This is a genomic window from Mycobacterium sp. E1747 (genome assembly GCF_001667775.1).
Taxonomy (GTDB): Bacteria; Actinomycetota; Actinomycetes; order Mycobacteriales; family Mycobacteriaceae; genus Mycobacterium.
In genome coordinates this window covers 129,376-148,572 of the sequence record NZ_LZJI01000203.1, presented here as the reverse complement: position 1 = coordinate 148,572, position 19,197 = coordinate 129,376, and the positions used below count along the sequence as shown (strand labels likewise).

Annotated in this window: 17 protein-coding genes; 7 read left to right on the top strand and 10 right to left on the bottom strand. The window is 64.7% G+C overall.

What is annotated here, in order from left to right:
- Nucleotides 1-25: 25 nt before the first annotated feature.
- The 10 genes from A5695_RS21485 to A5695_RS21440 all read right to left on the bottom strand — a co-directional run bounded on the left by A5695_RS21485 (nucleotide 26) and on the right by A5695_RS21440 (nucleotide 11,379).
- Nucleotides 26-1,054 carry a hypothetical protein gene (locus tag A5695_RS21485; protein WP_156749789.1) on the bottom strand — a complete coding sequence of 343 codons (1,029 nt, stop codon included), beginning with the start codon at nucleotides 1,052-1,054 and terminating at the stop codon, nucleotides 26-28.
- A gap of 378 nt (nucleotides 1,055-1,432) precedes the next feature.
- Complete coding sequence (locus tag A5695_RS21480; protein ID WP_068086890.1) at nucleotides 1,433-2,155, bottom strand: hypothetical protein; 723 nt, start codon at nucleotides 2,153-2,155, stop codon at nucleotides 1,433-1,435.
- Between the two features lie 58 nt (nucleotides 2,156-2,213).
- Nucleotides 2,214-3,146 carry an oxidoreductase gene (locus A5695_RS21475; protein WP_068086888.1) on the bottom strand — a complete coding sequence of 311 codons (933 nt, stop codon included), beginning with the start codon at nucleotides 3,144-3,146 and terminating at the stop codon, nucleotides 2,214-2,216.
- Nucleotides 3,147-3,173: 27 nt separating this feature from the next.
- Nucleotides 3,174-4,148, bottom strand: a complete 975-nt coding sequence (locus A5695_RS21470) for a phosphotransferase (protein WP_197515577.1) — start codon at nucleotides 4,146-4,148, stop codon at nucleotides 3,174-3,176.
- 95 nt (nucleotides 4,149-4,243) lie between these two features.
- Nucleotides 4,244-5,350: a TIGR03857 family LLM class F420-dependent oxidoreductase gene (locus A5695_RS21465; RefSeq protein WP_068086882.1), complete on the bottom strand. Its 1,107-nt coding sequence runs from the start codon at nucleotides 5,348-5,350 to the stop codon at nucleotides 4,244-4,246.
- Between the two features lie 74 nt (nucleotides 5,351-5,424).
- Nucleotides 5,425-6,801: an acyl-CoA reductase gene (locus A5695_RS21460; protein ID WP_068086879.1), complete on the bottom strand. Its 1,377-nt coding sequence runs from the start codon at nucleotides 6,799-6,801 to the stop codon at nucleotides 5,425-5,427.
- A 10-nt stretch (nucleotides 6,802-6,811) separates the two neighbouring features.
- Complete coding sequence (locus A5695_RS21455; protein WP_068086872.1) at nucleotides 6,812-8,176, bottom strand: hypothetical protein; 1,365 nt, start codon at nucleotides 8,174-8,176, stop codon at nucleotides 6,812-6,814.
- 269 nt (nucleotides 8,177-8,445) lie between these two features.
- Entirely contained in the window at nucleotides 8,446-9,258 is an 813-nt protein-coding gene (locus A5695_RS21450; protein WP_068086869.1) for a mycofactocin-coupled SDR family oxidoreductase, read from the bottom strand.
- A gap of 19 nt (nucleotides 9,259-9,277) precedes the next feature.
- Nucleotides 9,278-10,246: an acyl-CoA dehydrogenase family protein gene (locus A5695_RS21445; protein ID WP_068086859.1), complete on the bottom strand. Its 969-nt coding sequence runs from the start codon at nucleotides 10,244-10,246 to the stop codon at nucleotides 9,278-9,280.
- Nucleotides 10,243-11,379, bottom strand: a complete 1,137-nt coding sequence (locus A5695_RS21440; RefSeq protein ID WP_068086856.1) for an acyl-CoA dehydrogenase family protein — start codon at nucleotides 11,377-11,379, stop codon at nucleotides 10,243-10,245. The genes A5695_RS21445 and A5695_RS21440 overlap by 4 nt, the downstream gene beginning before the upstream one ends.
- A gap of 109 nt (nucleotides 11,380-11,488) precedes the next feature.
- Here A5695_RS21440 and A5695_RS21435 point away from each other — a divergent pair, with 109 nt between their 5' ends.
- The 7 genes from A5695_RS21435 to A5695_RS21405 all read left to right on the top strand — a co-directional run bounded on the left by A5695_RS21435 (nucleotide 11,489) and on the right by A5695_RS21405 (nucleotide 19,183).
- The gene (locus A5695_RS21435; RefSeq protein WP_068086853.1) at nucleotides 11,489-12,706 is read left to right on the top strand and encodes an amidohydrolase family protein; all 1,218 of its coding nucleotides are present in this window, start codon (nucleotides 11,489-11,491) and stop codon (nucleotides 12,704-12,706) included.
- Nucleotides 12,707-12,805: 99 nt separating this feature from the next.
- Entirely contained in the window at nucleotides 12,806-13,630 is an 825-nt protein-coding gene (locus A5695_RS21430) for an SDR family NAD(P)-dependent oxidoreductase (protein ID WP_068086850.1), read from the top strand.
- 25 nt (nucleotides 13,631-13,655) lie between these two features.
- Nucleotides 13,656-14,486: a MaoC/PaaZ C-terminal domain-containing protein gene (locus A5695_RS21425; RefSeq protein ID WP_231974927.1), complete on the top strand. Its 831-nt coding sequence runs from the start codon at nucleotides 13,656-13,658 to the stop codon at nucleotides 14,484-14,486.
- A gap of 70 nt (nucleotides 14,487-14,556) precedes the next feature.
- Nucleotides 14,557-15,690 carry a CaiB/BaiF CoA-transferase family protein gene (locus A5695_RS21420; RefSeq protein ID WP_231974926.1) on the top strand — a complete coding sequence of 378 codons (1,134 nt, stop codon included), beginning with the start codon at nucleotides 14,557-14,559 and terminating at the stop codon, nucleotides 15,688-15,690.
- A 94-nt stretch (nucleotides 15,691-15,784) separates the two neighbouring features.
- Nucleotides 15,785-16,612: an acyl-CoA thioesterase II gene (locus tag A5695_RS21415; RefSeq protein WP_068086844.1), complete on the top strand. Its 828-nt coding sequence runs from the start codon at nucleotides 15,785-15,787 to the stop codon at nucleotides 16,610-16,612.
- Nucleotides 16,613-16,736: 124 nt separating this feature from the next.
- Entirely contained in the window at nucleotides 16,737-17,501 is a 765-nt protein-coding gene (locus A5695_RS21410) for an SDR family NAD(P)-dependent oxidoreductase (protein WP_068086841.1), read from the top strand.
- Nucleotides 17,502-17,578: 77 nt separating this feature from the next.
- A complete protein-coding gene (locus tag A5695_RS21405) occupies nucleotides 17,579-19,183 on the top strand; it encodes a FadD3 family acyl-CoA ligase (protein ID WP_068086838.1) in 1,605 nt (534 codons plus the stop codon).
- The last annotated feature ends 14 nt before the right edge of the window (nucleotides 19,184-19,197 follow it).

The following is a 19,197-nucleotide window of genomic DNA, read 5'->3' as shown; positions in this document are numbered from 1 at the left end:
GCGATTTCGGGCAGAAGTGGATGATTCAGGAACCGGGCCGCCGGCTCAGTCCTTGACCGACGTAGGCGCGCAGGGCACTCAGTGCGCGCTCTTCGCCCCCGTGTGGGTTGTTGGCGGTCTGGATGTCGATGACGACGCGGCGGCCGTCGAATGTCCCCATCGTGGGGCTGACGGTCGCCATCCACGGGCCCTGTTCGATGATCGAGCCGTCCCACGTCGGTTCGGTCTCGAATTCGATGATCTGCCCGTCGCCCAGCTCGGCCCAGCCCTTGCCGCTGGTCCACGACAACCCGTCCATATCGATGCTGACCGAGACGTCGAAGTTCTTCGCCACCAGCAATTCCCCATCGCGGTGAATCCAGCCGTGGCGCATTGCGACACCCTTTTGGGTGGCGGCAAATGACAGACAAAACGACAGGTCGGTCCCGTTGGTGCCGACAACCCAGCGGCATGAGCGGGTGGTGCTCAGGTCACGGATGCCGCCCCAGGAGTGATCGCGAAACCCGAGCCCGTTGACCGCGTAGCGCTGGCCACCGACGGTGACCTCACCGGTCACCCGGCAGCCAGCCTCGACGTGTCCGGCGTAGAGCAGATCGCTTTCGAAGATCGTCGCCTCGGATTCGTCTCCCCGAGACAAACCGGCGGTCTCCGCCGAGATCGCCGCAGATATCGCCACGACTTTCGCGGCATGCACCGGTTCGTGAACGTCCTCGAAGCGAAGTTCAGCACTGCAGTCGTCGTTCTGGTACGACATCAACTTGGCTCCGTCGTCGAACCGGAACTGCAGTCCTTCGACACGCCAGCTGTCGTCGGTGCGGTGCGCGTTCTGCGCGTAGGACACGCTTGCGGAGCGCCGAAATCGGGTGCCTTCGTGGGTCAGCACGTGGCTGTGAATCTCGGCGACGTCGTTGTTGGGCATCTGGCCTATGCGCTGCCACCCGGAGATGCCCGCGGCTTCGTCGTACCACCACACCAACATCGACTCATTCCAGAGGCGAGCGTCCCCGATTGGAATGGGCGTCAAGGGTTCGACCAGGGCTTGAGATTTCGACACTTAGCTCCTCTTCAAGATGAGCGCCGTCCGCATGTCATAGTCAGACCGGGGCGCACGCCGCCGAGTGTGACGTACTTGCACCGATTCATGGTTTGTGTGTCACATCACTGTATGCCACAGTACAAACTTTTACCAGCCCTTCGATCGACCGTCAACATCCTTCCGGTCGCTCGCATTTCGATGCCGATGTCGCTCGGCACAGGCCAGCATTCCCTAACTGCAGGGGCATAGGGCCGCGGCGCTCACGCCTCGCCGCAAGGCGAGGGGGCCGGCGACCACGAGTGCTCGCCTCACCCGGCCGCGGGCCGAAACATTCATATTTGTATGCAGAACTACAATTCCCTTGCCCGCTCGGCGTGACCTCATCTGCGGCGCCGCCTATCCCGCTACCGGTTCCCTGGACTTCTCGGACTCCTCGCGGGCCTGGTTGTTGATCGCGCGCAGGAGAAGCCAGCTGAACATTAACAAGAAGGTGCCGAAGAACGTGATGGGTAGCCAGAACACCACCAAACCGTTCCACGCGAACGGACCGTGCTTGATGAAGACCGCGGTGTTGGCCGGAAAGAAGATCACAGCCAACCAAATGCAGTAATAACCGGCCCACCGCGGAAAGACCGGTCGTTCGCGGGTATCCGAGAGGATCGCCCAGCCGATCGTCAACACCCAGGGAATTCCGGTGTAGACATTCATCACGAACGGGAGCCAACCGAGGTCGTTGAGCAGCCAGATCAGCCCGGGGTCGCGTTCGGGTCGGTATGCGGCCACTTCCCAGAAGAACATCGGCATGATGAAGACCAGGCACGAGATCGCCGCTAGCGCCAATTGCGCATAGGCAAGCACCGGATTGGAGCCCTCGATCCGGCGCATCTGCGCCGCGATCGCAGCAGCCCAGATGGTCAAGAACCCGATCGCGGTCATGCCGATCAGCTGCCCGGAACGGATGGCCGTGGTGTGTTGGATGTAGAGATCGGCAATCTGCTGGGCCGAAGCATTGGGATCCGGTGGCGGCATCCATTTGGCCACCCCCCAGAATCCGACAAAAAACACGATGCAGAGGACCGGCCCCGTCCAGGCGCAGATCCGTTGGTTGCGAATGTTCATGCCGCCTCCTACGGTCGTGCCCGCGGTTTGACAGGCCTTGCCGAGACGTTCGGCGAAGTCATGACGCGGAGGCCGGGCCACCGAAGGCACTCGCCACTCCGGTCAGTTGTTCGCTTACGCGCCATAATTCTGCGGCCTTGGCGATGTCGCGAGATGCCGGACTCGCCGTGGCAATCACCGGATGGCCCCAGCCGACAAGATGAGGCCCGTACAGCTGGCCGCCCCGGGCGGTGGGGTCCGTGGCGGCCCGTAGCGTCGGCAGCGCACCGCGCCGCGGCGACTGGCCGAACAGTGGCATGAGCCATTTGGTGCCTCGGTTGACCAGTCCACTCCCCTCGGCTCCGAGGTCGGTGTTGCCCCACCCAGGGTGGGCGGCCAACGCCAGACTCGTACTTGCCGTCGCACGCAACCGACGATCCAGTTCGGAGACGAACAGCAAGTTGGCAAGCTTGCTCTGGAAGTAGGCCGACCAGCGCGAGTAGGGCCGACGCTCGAACATGAGGTCGGCGAGGTCCAGGCGACCCGCCCAGTGCCCAATACTGGTCACCGTCACCACCCGCGCTCCGGATGTCGCGGTGACGACGGGCAGCAGCCCCATGGTCAACGCGAAGTGGCCAAGGTGATTGACGCCCATGTGGACTTCGAAACCATCCGTCGTGCGTCCCTCGTCAACCGCCATCAGACCCGCGTTGTTCACCAAAATGTCGACCTGTCCGTACTTCGCCGCGATCAAGTCGGCGCACGCCCGCACCGATGCGAGGTCACCCAAGTCCAGCGCAACGATGTCGGGCGGCGGGCGGCGTATGCGCAGCGCGATACGGTTCGCGGCGGCGTGAGCCTTGTCCTGGTTCCGGCATGCCATCACCACCGTGGCGCCCCGGGCCGCGAGCATACTTGCAGTCTGTTCGCCCAGACCGGAGTTCGCCCCGGTGACGACCGCGACCTTGCCGTCCAACTCCGGGATGTCGCGTTCAGTCCAGATAGCCGACACGCCGCACCGCTTCGTCCAGCCGCCAGGTCATCGATTGCCGACCTCGAGCGCGTGTCGCACGGCTCGGCTGAGGATCGCGTCAGCCAAGGCCTCACCGCGCTCGGACTTGATCGCGACCGTGCCAATCATCACCAGCATCAGCAGCATTGCGCACGTGACGTGCTCTCGGTACTGAGCCAGGCAGTCGTCCCAGCTGTAGTCGGTGACGCCATGTCGCGTCAGCGCGGTGTGATAGCGGCGCAGAAGCTCTTGCCAATTGGCGCTCTGAATATCGGCTTCGACGCTGCCGGTGATGAGATACGCGACATCATGCACACCACGCATGCGGGCGCAGGTCTGCCAGTCGCTCAGGCAGGGCGCGCCGTCGGGACCGAACATCCAGTTGTCTGCACGCGTATCGAAATGAATGAGTGTATGCGGCCCCGCGGCGCAACCCGCCAGAATGTTCGGGAAGTCAGCCGCGCCGGCAACCACGACGTCGAGCGCGTCGGCCGGCAATCGGCCGGTATAGCGCGCGAGGAACGGGTCCAAGGACGCAGCGACCACCCCCTCGAGTCCGGCGCTGAATTCGGGATGGCTGGGTGTCAGCAGCCACTCGAACTCTGGACCGTCCAGGCGAGGGTCACCCCAGTACGTGGCGTGCAATTCCGCCAGAGAATCAACGAGCGCTTGCGTCTGTTCCAGGGTGAAACCGGCGACCTGGTCGCCGGCCGTCATCGCGGTGAGATCCTCCAAGAGCAGCGGCCGCTGGGCGGCGTCACCGTCGCCGGGATTGAAGCAGCCGGGCACTCGAAGCGGAACCGCCTGAGCCAGCTGGGCATAGAACGAGCGCTCCCGCTCGTAGAGCCCCACCGCGACGGAGGCCGCCCGCACTCCGGGATCAGCCTTGGGAATCTTGGCCACCACGCTGGCCGGGCCCGCCGCATTCGGAGGATCGTATTCCAAGGTCAACTTGGCCAGGTCGCACACGCCGCCTTGAACCGGCAACGCCTCGGCGGTCACCGAAACCACCTTGAAAGGCGGCGTGTGCTCGGACGAGAGCATCTCGGTCATGTCGGCGGCTGTCAGACCCGCCAGGGCCGGCGCTACAGCGTCGGTCATCGTAGGTCTCGCCAGATGTTGATCAACTCGCCGTTCTGGCTCGGCGTTGATCCGTACAGGATGGTGTGTTGCGCTCCCAGACCGCGGAACGAGGCAATCTGCTTGGCGCAATGCTCTGCGGTGCCCACACCGCATGTCTCGTCGATATAGCTTTCGGGGATCAGCTTGGCGACATCCAGCAACTCGATTCGGTGGAAGGCCTGGTCGGCGGGCTTCGCGGCGCCGAGCGACTGCAACTGAGGATGGTTGCGCAGCTTGTTGATCACGTCGGTGCCCCAGCCGTTGGCTTTCGCGATCGCCTCGCCGAACTTCGGCCAAGCCAAGTAGGTGACCAGGCGGGCGTGGCAGATAGCTCTGGTCTCGACGTCATCTAGATCCGGCGCAGTGGTGATGCAGTGCGAGATCTCCAGCGTCGACGGGTCGCGCCCCTGGATTTCGCATTCGCGATGGATTCGTCCGATCGCTCTCTCGACGGCCTCGTGGGTGAGGAATGGGTAGAGCACCACGCCGTCCCACACGGGATCGGCCGCCGCCTTGGCTGCCAACGGGCCCCCACCGATGACGAAGTACCACAGTTTCGGCGGAGGGACATCACCCAGTTGGTCATCCATCCGCAGGTTGGTGCACGAGCCGGCCGGGCCGTCGTAGGTGACGGTTTCTCCAGCCCACAGCCGCCGCAGAATCCGGGCGTAGTCGACGAAGCCGTCGAATCCCATCAGGCCGCCGCCCTGCCACAGGGCATCCCCCCGCCCCAGCCCGATATTCAGACGCGGCCCGTTGAGTGCCTGCATGGTGGCGCCGAAGCCGGCGAGCACGATCTCCCGGCGCGCCCGCGCCGAGGTGGCACCGGTGCCCACCTCCAGACGGGTCGTGCGAGCGGCCACCCCACCGAGCACCGCCCCCGCGTCCTTGAGCGAGTGCCGTTCCGAGAGGAACACGCCTCGAAACCCCAGCCGTTCGGCATCCGCGGCGTCATCCCAGAGCCGGCTGATAGAGGTGTAGCCCCGGCCGACTTCACGCTCAGGCTTGACCCGTCCCGGCAAGATATACACGCTCATGTCGTCGACAACGGGCGCCAAATCTGTTGGTGGGGCGAAACTCATCGATCCTCCTGTGGGTGGTTCGTACTAATGCAATTGAACTGTCGGTGCCAGTACCGGCGAGTTCGGTTGCGCCGTCATCCCTCGTCGTTGACCCAACGGACGAATCGGTGCAATGGGATGAAGCCATCGTGCGGAAAGCCTGCCGGCGGGTCGCCGGCACGGCCCAGGGTGACGACGCGCTGTACGCCTCCAGATGCCAGCTGATCGCGGAGCGCGGCCTTGCGTTCGGCGGGGTAGACGCCCACCGTCTGCGTGGCGACGTTGACGAATCGCACTGCCTCGCTGAGACTTTCCACGGGTACGACGTTGACGACCTTACCGCTGGGGTGGAAGTCGACCGGCTCGCTGGAACGCACCACCATGCCGCTGCCGTCGGGACGTCCCCAGACGCGGTACAGCGAGGTCAGCTGTCCCAGCGCCTGCAGTTCCTCACGCAGCTCCGCGGGCACGGCGGCGCCTCGGGCCGAACTCAGCGGACGCTCCACGCCAAGTCTGCGCACGAGCTGCTCGCAGAATCGGTCGACATCGTCGGTACCGCCCTCAACGAACTGGAAGCGGGCAGCCACGCACGCTTCCTGGTTGTACACCGCTGCGTCGGTAGCGGCGGCGTCGGCAGCGGCTTCGAGTGCGTCGACACTGGCGAATGCTTCGGAGCCGATCAGTGAGATGGAGCTCTTGGGGTCGAACGAGACCAGTTCGAAACCGGGTCCGATGTAGCTCAACGCGCTGCGGATCGCGCCCTCGCCGCCCCAGGCGACGAGCTTGTCGAAGAACTGTGGACGGAAAAGTACCCGCTCGATCGAGGCGTCTCCACCGCGCCAGTAGACCGCGGTGAATGATCGCACCACGGGGTGGTCGGGTGCCACGTCGGCCATCGTGCGCAGCACTGCTGGGGTAGTGAAGAGATCGTTCGACGCCAGTTTGAGCAGGTGCACCCCTTTAGTCAGGGCGCCACGGGCCACGGTGGCTGCGCCCAGATGCGGCGCGTTGCCCGCCAGCACGTGGACCAGTCGTGGCGGGAATGCCCGTACCCTGGTGACACGGCCGTCGTATCCGACCGTCGGCACCCAACCGTCTAGAACGTCGAGGCTGCCCAGTTCGTTACGGGCCTCGAATTCGAGTCGTGCGCGGTTGAACAACTGCGGAATCGCCGCATAGGAGCGCTCTAGCAGCGGCCGCGGGTGTTGTCCGGCCGCCGCCAGGCCGTCGAGCGCCTCGGCAAGATAACCGGCGCGATCCTCGGCCAAGGCGGCACCGGTTTCGACCAGCAGATCGATGATTTCGCGAATCGGGATGTCCAGCGCGGGTACCGGTTCCGCGCGTGACCAAGCCATTGCCCCGACGTTGATCTCGGGTGTGGCGAACCCGTGGTAGCCACGCTGGTGGCCACGCTCGGCCCGGCCACGGGTGATATGCCAGATCTGGATGGGATGTTCTGTCGTAGTGGTCATTTCGGCCTCACTACGCAACGATGCCGCGGATGTACTGCTCAATGGTGCCGCCACAGGTCAGCTTGTCGTCGCCGCCGGGCGTGTTCTCTCCGTAACGGGTGATCGTTCCGGCGATCACTGTGCCCGAGCGCCCGCAGCTGCAGGTGGCACGGTAATTGGCACGGATCTTGTCGCCCGTGATGATGCCACCCCACCGGCCGTTCCAGATCGGGTCGTAGAAGGCGGCGCGGCCGATGGTCCAGCCGTCGCCGTCCTCAGGCTGCAGGTGTTCGCCGGTCTCGTCGAGCACCAGCAGCGTGAGCCATGGGGGAACGTGGTAGTTGCCGAACTCGCACATCGGGCAGTCGGTAGAGAGCTCGGACATGCCGTACACGGTGGGCTGTCGCGCATTGCCCAGGAAGGCAGACATCTGCTCCTGGTAGTCGGCAGGCAATGAAAGTCCTTTGAGGCCGCCGCCGATGAACGCGACGGATTCGGGGTGAAACATCGCATCGGGCAGCCCTCGCTCACGCGCCGCGGTGAGCACTCGCCACCACGTTGCCCAATACCCAAGTACCACCTGCGGCTCGTGGCGGTAGCCGAACATCAAGTCGGCGAGTTCGTCAATGGCCGCTTCGGCCTGGTTCCGGCGGGTGTGCTCGTCGGCCTCTGCGGCCGCCAGGTCGTTAGGGGTGACGGTGCCATCGGCCATCGCCCGACGCAACGCCGCGGTGCGCAGCATGTCGGCGACCCGCAGCGGTTCACCACCGAGGGTGTGTATGGCGCCGGCACGGCCATATTCTGCGGCGTAGGTCTCGAAGCGATACCAGTACCGCATGGGCGCTGGGCCGGGCCCGAGCATCAGACACGGGCGAGCGTGATCAGGCTGCACCTGGTGGGGAAACGCGAAGGTGCCGACGGCCGCGCGGTGGATGGCGTTGACATCTTCATCGGTCATCAGCAGGAAGGAGTTCTTGCCACTCGTGCCGCTGGAGACCACCAGGTGGTAGCCGGCTTCGCGTAAACGCGCGATCCAATCATCGATGTCGTTGACGCCGGCCAGGTCGACGTGACCGACCGAGGACGCCGACACCGTATCCAGCCACAACAGCAGGCGATCCCAACGCCCCTTAGTGACAAACGATTCGGGGTAACTCTTGTACGTGGCATGACTGAACAGCAGGTGCACCAGGTGCTCCCGCGACTTCACCGCATCGATGCCGACCTCGGTGCAACGCTGGTCGAGGGCCGGCAGGTTCGGGCGTTGCTCAGCGAGGCGTTCGTTGGCGGCCGCAATCCGCAACTCCTCTAGTTCGGCGGCTGAGGCGGCCACACTGAAACCGGAAGAGTCGATCATGGAGAGCAACCGGGCGCAGGCCGATGAGGCGTCGGTCATTCCGGCCACCTTCCGCCCCAGGCATGAATCCTCCAATGGCACAAGGTGATTCCTTCCAGCGACTGGTGGCACTCGAGATGGTGAAGCCCACCGCATCACCGATCCCATGTGCGCGCACCGCATAGGAATTAGTACTGTTAGATACAGTATCGAATAGCCTCATATGTGTCCAGCGCCACTTTTTGATGTCACGCTCGGCCCAGTGGACGTTGCCGATTCCCCCGACACGCAGGAGCCGACGCTGATCCGCCGTCGTCACGGAATGCCGATCAGCGCTTGTTGAGGAATCCCGCGTCGACGCGCAGCTGCATGCCGGTGATGTAACGCGCTTCGTCGGAAGCCAGCCACAGCACCGCATTCGAGACGTCCTCGGGTTCCACAAGGTCAACGGCGAGCGCGTTGGACATGTCGCCCAGGTTCGGTTGGGTCGCAAACCATCGACCGATCGACTCCGCCATCCCCATCGGCGTGCGCACGCCAGTGGGTAGTACGGCGTTCACCCTGATGTTGTGCGGGGCGAGATTGTTTGCATAGCAACGCATCAGGCCGATGACACCGTGTTTGGACGCGGCATAGGCTAGGCCGCCGCGAGTGGTTCCGCTGACACCACGCACGCCCGCGGTGGAGCTGGTCAGCACGATCGATCCACCGGCGCCGCGGGCAATCAGGTCGGGCAGTATCGTCTCGACCGTGTTCAACGTCCCGGTCAGATTGGTCTCGATGGTGTCCTGCCACGCCGTGGGCACCTCGTGGTCGTCGTAAGGCGCAATGCCGGCGTTGGAGACGACTATGCTGACCGGGCCCACCTCCGCGGTGCCGGCGGCATACGCCGCGGCCAAGGCGTCGGCATCACGAACATCGGCCTTCTGCAACGAGATTCGGCGCCCCAGGTTCTCGACAGCCTTGCCCGTCTCGGCCAGGTCGTCCTCGGTCGCCAGCGGGTACGGCGCACCGGGGATCTGCGCACAGATGTCGACAGCGATGATGTCGGCGCCGGCCTCGGCGAGTCGGACCGCGTGACTGCGCCCCTGGCCGCGCGCGGCACCGGTGATGAAGACAACCTTTCCCTCAAGTGCGCCCATGAAGAGTCTCCTTTGATCTCTAGAACGTGTGGGTGGATGGAGCGAGAACAGCGCGGTTTGCGTCCCGCTGAGATCCGAGAGCGTGTTCCAACAGCAGCGCGCGCTTGAGGTACATGTGCGCGTCTTGCTCCCATGTGAAAGCGATCCCGCCGAGATTCTGAATGTTGTCGACAGTGGCGGACTTCGCCGCACGAGTGGCCAGCACGTAGGCCACCGCCGCGTGAAAGCCGCCGTCGGGGGCTCCGTCGTCGACCAGCAAAGCCGCCATGAAGATCTCCCCGACGATCGAGTACGCACTGATCGCCATGTCCGCGCACCGGTGCTTGACCGCTTGGAAACTGCCGATCGCCTTGCCGAACTGAATGCGCGTCTTCGCATACTGCGCTGACATGTCGCGGACGGCTTCGACGATGCCCAATTGTTCTGCTGCGAACAGGACCCGTGCGCGGTCGAGGATCGGCGTGGCCGGGACGCGGGCGACCCTGGCTCCGGTGGTGATCCGGCTTGACCTCGTTCCGGGGTCGATGCCGCCGATCGGCTCGGCGTCGGCGACCTCATACAGCTCCGCGTCCGCGGCGCCGAGCACCAATACCAGGTCGCCTGGCCGTGCGTCGATCGCTATGGCGCCCACGGCCAGCCCGGCTCGCCGGGCGCCCCCCGCGATGCTCTGGGCCAGCTGTTGTTCTCCTGCCTGTGCGGCAACATGGCCTGCGAGCACGGTCGACCTGAACGGCCCCGGAGTCAGGTGTCGGCCGAGTTCACGGAACAACAGCGCCTCTTCGACCAGCCGCAAGTCCAATCCTCCGTCGTCGGCGGACAGACCCAGGGCAAGCCACCCCAAGTCGGCACATTGCTGCCACGAACGATCGTCGATCGCGTCATCCTCCTGGTGGAGCTCGCGCACTCGCGCGATCGGCAACTCGCGGACGAGAAACTCATCGACCGACTTCGCGATCAGTTCCTCGTCGTCGGTCAGTTCGAGATTCATCGAGGTAGTCCCAACACTCGCTCGCCAATGATGTTCTTGTGAATGTCCTTGGTACCGCCACCGATTGGAGCTCGGAAGTCCCGCAACCACCGTCGGGTCCACGGTGTCCACTCCAGGGCCTCCACGCCCAGCAGATCGATGGCTAGCCGCGAGGTCAGCAATTCGACCTGCACGGAAAACGTCCGAATCGCCGTGGTTTCCGGGCCCGGCGTCACGCCGGGACGCAGCCGGGACACCTGGTAGTACGCCATCGAGCGACACGCCGCGGCCATCGCACGGGCCTCGGCGAGCCTGTCGGCCAGTGCGTCATCCTTGATCTTGCCCGATTCACGGGCGTAGTCGATCATTTCGTCGACGAAAACAATGAGTTCGAGTCGCTCGTCGAGAAATCCCGGGCCCCGTTCGGCGGCCAGGGTGGACAGCGCGACGCTCCAGCCGTTGTCGATGGCATCGACCACATTGGTCAACGGGATGCGTACGTCGTCAAAGAACACCTCGCAGTTGTGCGGGTAGCCGTCGATGGCCGCTATGGGCCGCACGTCGATGCCCGGCGCACTCATGTCCATGATCACCCAGGTGATACCCCGGTGCTTTTCCACATCAGGGTTGGTGCGGACCAGCAGCTCGCCGAAGTCACAGAGCTCGGCGTGACTGGTCCAGATCTTCGACCCGTTCACCACCAGGTGGTCGCCATCGACGACGGCGCGCGTCCGCAGCGACGCCAGATCGGAGCCCGCTTGAGGTTCCGAGAAGCCCTGGCACCACGGCGTCTCCCCGCGAAGGATCCGGGGCAGGTAGTAGCTCTTCTGATCCTCGTTACCGCGCAACATGATGGTGGGACCTGCATGGCCGAACGCCACACCGAAAATCCCTCGGCCGGGAGCCTTTGCGCGGACAAGTTCCTCATACCAGATGATCTGCTTGATCAGCGGCAGTCCGCGGCCGCCGTATTCGCTGGGCCAGTCGATGCCGGCCCACCCTCCCTCGTACTGCGCCGCGTGCCACGCCGCGTCGAATTCACGGGTTTCCGGGCCGGCGTTGGCTGGGCGCGGCGAACGTGGGACATTCTCTGCCAACCACGTGCGCGCCTCTTCCCGAAAGTCCTTCAGATCAGCAGTTACAGCGAGTTCCACTCGCTCCTCCATCGTCGTCGTCGCGCTCCGTCGCAGGCCCTTGCCTCGGGCGTAACTGTATGCTTACATACAGTAATCCTTGAAAGCAACCATGTAGGAGCCTAGGCAAATGCCCCCCGCTGATCACTACACGATCATTTCCGCAGACACGCATGCCGGCGGTAGCCACCAGCAATATCGGGAATACCTCGATCCGGCGTTCCGTGAAGAGTTCGACGCCTGGCGCGGCAAGTACAAGAATCCGTACAAAGACCTCAAGGACACCGACCTGCGGGTGCGTAACTGGGACAGCGAGCGCCGCTGGGCCGAAGAGGAGCGTGACGGCGTAGTGGGGGAGGTTATCTTTCCCAACACCATCCCGCCGTTCTTCCCAAGCTTTGTGTTGCACGCGCAGCCCCCGTCGGACGAAGACTATCCCCGCCGGCTGGCAGGCATCCGCGCCCATAACCGATGGATGGCAGACTTCGTCGCCGAATATCCCGACCGCCGCGCCGGCATCGGACAGATCTTCCTCAACAACCTCGACGATGCACTCGAGGATGTCCGGTGGATCAAGGAGCATGGGCTGCGGGGCGGCGTTCTGGTGCCGAACATTCCCCCGGACGTGAAGTGGATCAAACCCCTGCACCATCCGGACTACGAGCCGTTGTGGACACTGTGCGAGGAACTCGACGTCCCGGTTACCAGCCACGCTGGCCCCGGCGCACCGGAGTATGCGCAAACCGCGACGTCACCGTTGTTGATGTTGGTCGAGAACCCGTTCTACTCACAACGACCGTTCACTCAGCTGATGATTTCCGGTGTGTTCGAACGTCATCCCAACATCAAGTTCGTGATGACCGAGATGGGTTGTTCCTGGATCCCCGCCCAGCTGGAGTGGTTGGATCACGTGTTTGCGACGGTGCGGGCCCGTGGCGGCTACGGTGAGCTGCGCTTCAGTTCCGATCTGGTGCTGCCCAAGTCGGCGACCGAGTACTTCCGGCAAAGCTGCTGGGTCGGCGTCAGCCAGCCCACGCCTGAGGACGTCGCGGCCAGGGACATCATCGGAGTGGATCGCTTCATGTGGGGCAGTGACTACCCGCACGAGGAGGGCACCTACCCGTTCACGAGGGAACACCTGCGTCAGGTTTTCCCCGACTTCCCCGAAGACGAACTTCGCCAGATCCTCGGTGGTAACGCGGCCGAGTTGTACGGCTTCGACCTCGCCAAGCTGGCTCCGGTCGCCGAGCGAGTCGGCCCGACGGTGGAAGAGCTGCGTGCACCGCTGACGGAGCTGCCGGACAACGCAAACGAGGTTCTGCTTCGCGCCGCGGGAGTGCTCGTCTAAATCATCACGTGGAGCCTTGGGACCGCTGCACCCTGAATACCCGGCGGTGCAGCGGTTTTCCACGCCAACAGGCACGAGGCACAAGAGTAAGGAGTCCTGATGGGATTGTTCGAGGATAAGACCGTGCTGGTGAGCGGTTCGGGTCGAGGCATCGGCCGCGCTGTGGCGTTACGGTTCGCCGTCGAAGGAGCCAACGTCGTGGTCAACGACCTCGACGCCGACGTGGCCGGCGAAACGGCTGCCGAAGTCGAGCGCCTGGGCGGCAAAGCGGCCGTGGTCGCCGGCAGCGTGACCGATAAGGAATTCGCCGATCGGTTCGTAAACACGGCGCTCGACCGGTTCCAGGGCATCGACGTCGTCGTCAACAACGCCGGCTACACCTGGGACAACGTCATCCAGAAAATGGGCGACGACCAGTGGGAAGCCATGCTCGACGTGCACCTGACCGCTCCATTCCGCATTCTGCGGGCCGCCGGTGAATACTTTCGTGCCACCGCCAAGGAGGAACAGGCCGCCGGCCGCGAGGTCTTCCGCAAGGTCGTGAACGTCTCGTCCGTGTCCGGCGTCTTCGGCAAGGCCGGGCAAACCAACTATGCCGCCGCCAAGATGGGCGTCGTGGGATTCACCAAGTCGCTGGCCAAGGAGTGGGGCCGCTACAAGGTGAATGTGAACAGCGTGGCGTTCGGTCTGGTCACCACTCGCCTGACCCGCGCCACCGACGACCCCGACGCCAGCATCGACGTCGCGGGGCGCAACATCCGCGTTGGCATTCGCCCCGAGCGTCTTGACGAGATCTCCAAGGCCATCCCCCTCGGCCGCCCCGCCGAGCCCGAGGAAGGCGCCGGCGCCATCTACATGTTGTGCACCCCGGACGCCAACTACGTGACCGGCCAACTACTGGTCGTCGACGGCGGGCAGCGGTGATCCGGTGCCACTAGACATTGACGCAGTGGGCCGTAAGGGTGCCATTGTCGAACAGGCCTGGACATCCAAGGACGCTATCCTCTACGCGCTCGGCGTGGGAGCCGGCCAACGAGATCCCCTTAGCGAACTTGCGTTCACCACGGAGAACACCGACGGCGTGGTCCAACAGGTACTCCCGACCTTTGCCGTGGTCCTTCTTCAGTCTCCGGGCGCCGCAGTTCCGCTGGGCGACTTCGATCGCAGCAAGCTGGTCCACGCCGAGCAACGCCTAACACTGTTCGAGCCGCTGCCGGTGGAGGGAACGTTGCTCGCGCAGTCCGAGGTCGTCGAGGTGTGGGACAAGGGATCGGCCGCACTTGTGGTCACCGAAACCCGCGGATGGCTCCCGGACAGTTCTCCTGAACAACCGATCGCAACGACCCGGTCGTCGGTATTCATCAAGGGACAGGGCGGATTTGGCCGCAAGCAGCCCCCCGTGGAGTGGACCGAGCCGCAGGGGCCGCCCACTACGGTCTTGAGCGTGGCGACACGCACCGACCAGGCGCTGCTCTACCGTCTGAGCGGGGACCGCAACCCGCTGCATTCCGATCCCGGGTTCGCCGCGAGGGGCGGCTTCGATCGACCAATCCTGCACGGGCTCTGCACTTACGGCTCTGTCGCACGCGTTCTCCTTGGCGCGCTGACAGACGGCGACGTGAAGCGCTTCCGCGGGATGAACGGCCGGTTCAGTAAGCCTGTCATGCCGGGCGAGGAACTGACGGTGCAGGTGTGGCCTCGCGCGGACGGAGCGACATTCCGCGTCCTCGACAGTGCCGGAGACGCCGTGCTGCAACGCGGTTCGTTCGACTTGCGATGACCCGCCCGAGCCGAGGCGGCGACCCGCACACCGTCCGATCGCGCGTCGCGCCGATGCGGGCGAACTGCTAGTGCAGCTCCTGGACGGATTGCTCGTCGTCGCGATCGAGCAGGCGGTTTCCGCGCCGTACTGTACGCGCCAGCTCTCCGACCTCGGCGCGCGTGTCATCAAGGTCGAGTCTGCCGGGGGCGACTTCGCCCGCCACTATGACGACGCGGTGCATGGCACCTCTGCGCACTTCGCCTGGGCCAATCGAGGCAAAGAATCGATCGTGCTGGATCTTAAGCATTCGGATGACACGCAACTTCTCGACCGGATACTGGCGCGTGCGGATGTGTTGATCCAGAACCTCGCACCAGGAGCCGCCGGCCGGCTCGGATTCGATGCCCGCTCAGCGTGCGCTCGACACACCCACCTGGTGGCCGTCGACATCAGCGGGTTCGGGGAAGGCGGCCCTCGCGCCAACGGCCGTGCCTACGACCTGTTGATCCAAGCCGAGGCCGGCTCGTGCGCCATCACCGGAAGTCGCACCGAACCCGCGAAGCCAGGAATTCCAATAGCGGACATCGGAACGGGCGCCACGGCAGCCAACGCGATTCTCGCCGCGCTGCTGGCCCGTCATCGAACCGGACGGGGATCTGCCATCTCGGTGGGCATGTTCGATGTCGTCACCGATTGGATGGGGTGGGCGCTGCTGCAGGCGCGCGGCACCGGGGTGGAGCCCGACCGGGTGGGAATGGGCAGCCCGATGGTGGCTCCCTATGGCGCCTACCCCACCATCGATGATCAGACCATCGTGTTCGGCACCACGAATAACGGTGAATGGCAACGCCTCGCAAGACAATTGCTGAAACGGCCAGATCTCGCATCGGACGACCGATACGCCACCAACGCTGACAGGGTGCGCCACCGCGCCGACCTTGACGAGGTGATCGCCGGCTGGACCCGTCAACGCACCTTCGCCGAGGCCGCGGAGGCCGCGGAGGCCGCCTCGCTCGGATGGGCACGGTATAACACGCCGCTCGAGGTATTGGAACATCCACAGTTGCAGCAACGCGATCGCTGGGTCTCGGTGGGCAGCCCGGGTGGCAGCTTTTGCAGCCTGCGGCCGGCCATCGACGTTGACGGCGCATCGTGGACGGCAGGAGCGGTGCCGGCACTCGGCGAGCACACCGCCGCCATCCTCCGCGAATTCGGTGCCTGATGGCCATTCGAGTCACGCCGACGCGTGGCCGTGGGCAGCGGCCAGCGACACTAACCCATCGGACGACTTTGGCTCTGCCCCGAATGGAGCGACGATGCAGCTGAGGGACCTCGTCACATCCCTGACCCCGCACCGCATCGGTGACCGGGTATTTGAGGCTGATCCCTACGACCGCGGCGCGGGAGTGGTCGACGCTGGCACCGTCGCGGGACTGATCGTCGCGGCCGCCGGTGATGACGGGGCGCCGATTCGCTCGATGCACGCGACCTTCTTCCGCAGTGCGGTTCCCACGGGTGGCCTCACACTCACGGTGGACGACATTCACGCTGGCCGGACCCTTGGCGTGCGTTCGGTTTCAGTCGCGCAGGGCCGCCAGATCGCCGTCGCGCACGTCGTCGTCGGACCCGCCGGCGACTCGGCGCTCGAACACGCCACTGGCCCCGACATGCTGCCGCCAGTGCCCAACGCCCCAACGCCGCAAGCGTTTTCCCCCCATCCGGGTTTTGCGACCGTCGTCGGCGACGTCAATCCGTTCGATGCCGACGGCGAATGGCCCCCGACGTGGCAGGTGTGGGTCGACTGCGACGGTGTTCCGCCCGGAACGTCGCGCACCGCATTCGTGGCGTTTCACGCCAACGAATACCTCGTCAGCGCAGCGGTGTTGCCGCATCGCGGGTTCGGGATGGGCGAAGCGCACCGCGGCATGCTCACCGTGATCACGTCGAGCGACGTCGTCTTCCACGACCTCTCGAGTATCGAGCGATGGTTACTCTTCGAGCAGACGAGCACGTTCGCGGGGGCTGGATGGGTGTATGGCCGCGGCGCGGCGTATACCGAGTCAGGGCTGCTTGTCGCCTCGTTCTCACAGCAAGCGATTCTGCGACCCACCGCCGGTCAGCATCCCAGCCTGCGGTCGAAGTGAACGCAGTCGATACCGGCCGAATCTGGCGTCATCGACGGATCGAGAACCGGACCTTGACGGGAACATTCAGCCGTATCTAGTATCCCACAATACAATATCTCGGGCCGAATCTTAAAGGAGAGACATGCTTCTTGAAGGCAAGCGAGCGATCGTCACCGGCTCGGCGAGCGGTATCGGGGCCGCAGCGCTCGAACGCTTCGTGCGGGAAGGCGCATCGGTGGTGTCGTTCGACATCGACCCGGCCGGCGAGAAGGTGGCCGAGCAAGCCTCTCTGGAAGGGCCAGGACGCGCGATATTCAAGCAGGTTGACCTGCGTGACCGCGACGAGACCTTCGCTGCCGTCGATTGGGCGGTCAAGGAGCTCGGCGGGCTCGACAACTTCACCATGTGCGCCGGCATCGTCATCACCAAGGCGCCCGAGGACTTCACTGACGAGGATCTGCGCGACGAGTTCGCGATCCACGCCTTCGGCACCATCCAGGCCAATCAGGCCGTGTTCCCGCACTTGAAGGACGCGGGCGGGAGCATCACCAACACCGCGAGCTACGCTGCGGTCGAGGGTTGGCCGGGCACCGCCGCGTACGGCGCAGCCAAGGGCGCGGTCGTCGGGTGGTCGCGCACCTGCGCACGTGACTGGGCGCAGTACAACATTCGCGTCAACATGGTCAACCCCTTGGCCTTCACCCCCATCATGGAGCAATTCGGCGCCGGCTACACCGAGGAACAGATGGCCGAAGTCGAGAACTGGATGATGCAGCACGTAGCGATGAAGCGCTTCGGAACCGTCGAAGAATGCGCCGGCGCCTACACGTTCCTCGCCAGCGACTTGTCGGCGTTCTCCACCGGCCAGCTGATCGGCGTCGACGGGGGCTTGACGGTAACTCGCTGACCCGAGATCGCACGATCAGGGTCTGCAGACACCGCCGGCAACGGGAGCCGGTGGCATGGCGAATGGAGTGTGCGTAAATGTCGGCGAGCGTACCGGTTCCGTGGCGTTCGATCGCCGAACTCGCTGCATCGGCGGCCGAAATCCACGGCGAGCGGCTCGCCATCTCCGACCGTGACACTCAGTTGACCTACGCCGAGCTATTTGAGCGAGCACGAACCTGCGCGGCAGCGTTCGTCGAGTCCGGAGTGCGGCCCGGTGACCGTGTCGCAATCTGGGCGTTCAACAGTGCAGAGTGGGTCATCGCCTACCTCGGATTGATCCTGGCCGGAGCGACGCTGGTTCCCATCAACACTCGGTTCAAGGGCCGCGAAGCCGCCGATATCCTGCTACGCAGCCGCGCCCGGGTGTTGTGCACCGTCGCCGGGTTCCTCGGCACCGACTACGTCGAGCTACTGCGCTCGACCGCCATTGACCTGCCCGATCTGCAGACCATCGTCGTCCTGCACGGCCAGACCACCCCCGGGGCGGTCTCGTGGTCGGAATTCCTTGCGCGACAAACCGACCCGGCTCTACATGAGGTGGATCTCCGGCGCATCAAGGTCGCATCGGACGACATCGCCGACATCCTATTCACCTCGGGAACGACCGGAATCCCCAAGGGCGTGATGATGACCCACGCCCAGACCCTGCACGTTGCGTGTGACTACGTGAATCAAACTGATCTACGAAGCGATGACCGCTATCTGATGGTCAACCCATATTTCCACATGTTTGGACTTAAGGCGGGAATCCTCGCCGCGCTGGCGTCCGGAGCCGCGATGTTCCCCGAGCCAGTCTTCGATGTGGGACAAGTACTTTCGCACGTGCAAGGCCATCGCATCAGCGTGATGCCGGGGCCGCCCACTCTTTTCCAGGGCATCCTGGACCATCCCGACCGGTCCCGCACGGACCTCTCGAGCCTGCGCATGGCCGTCACCGGCGCGACCGATCTGCCGGTGGAGGTCATGGACCGGATCTTCGATGCCATGCCCTCGATCAAGATCCTCAACGGATACGGCCTGACCGAGGCCGGCACCGTGGCCGGCACCAGTCCCAGCGACGACGCGGACACAATCGTGAACTCCTCCGGCCACCCCCGGCCCGGTGTCGATATCCGGATCGTGGATGAGGCTGGATCGGATCTGCCGCTCGAATCCCCCGGCGAGATCTGGCTGCGGAGCCCGGGTGTGATGCTGGGCTACTTGGATGACCCCAGCGGGACCGCTGCCACCATCACTCCCGACGGATGGCTTAAGACCGGCGATCTCGGGGTTCTTGATGCCGAGCGCCGCCTGCACATCGTCGGCCGGCTGAAGGACATGTTCATCGTCGGCGGCTTCAATGCTTACCCCGCCGAAATCGAGAACCTGCTTTTGCGCCATCCCCTCATCGCCGAGGCAGCCGTGATCGGCGTGCCCGACGAGCGACTTGGCGAGGTCGGATTCGCCTACATCCGGCCGCGACCGGGCGTCCAGGTCGAGCCCGAGGAGATCGTGGAATGGGCGCGCGGCGAGATGGCGAACTACAAGGTGCCGCGGGCAGTTGAGCTAGTCGACGCGCTCCCGATCAACGCCACCGGCAAGGTCCAAAAGACCGTGCTCCGAGAGTGGGCCGCGGATCGACGTCGCGGCTCGATGGCTTGAGCGTGATCGTGATG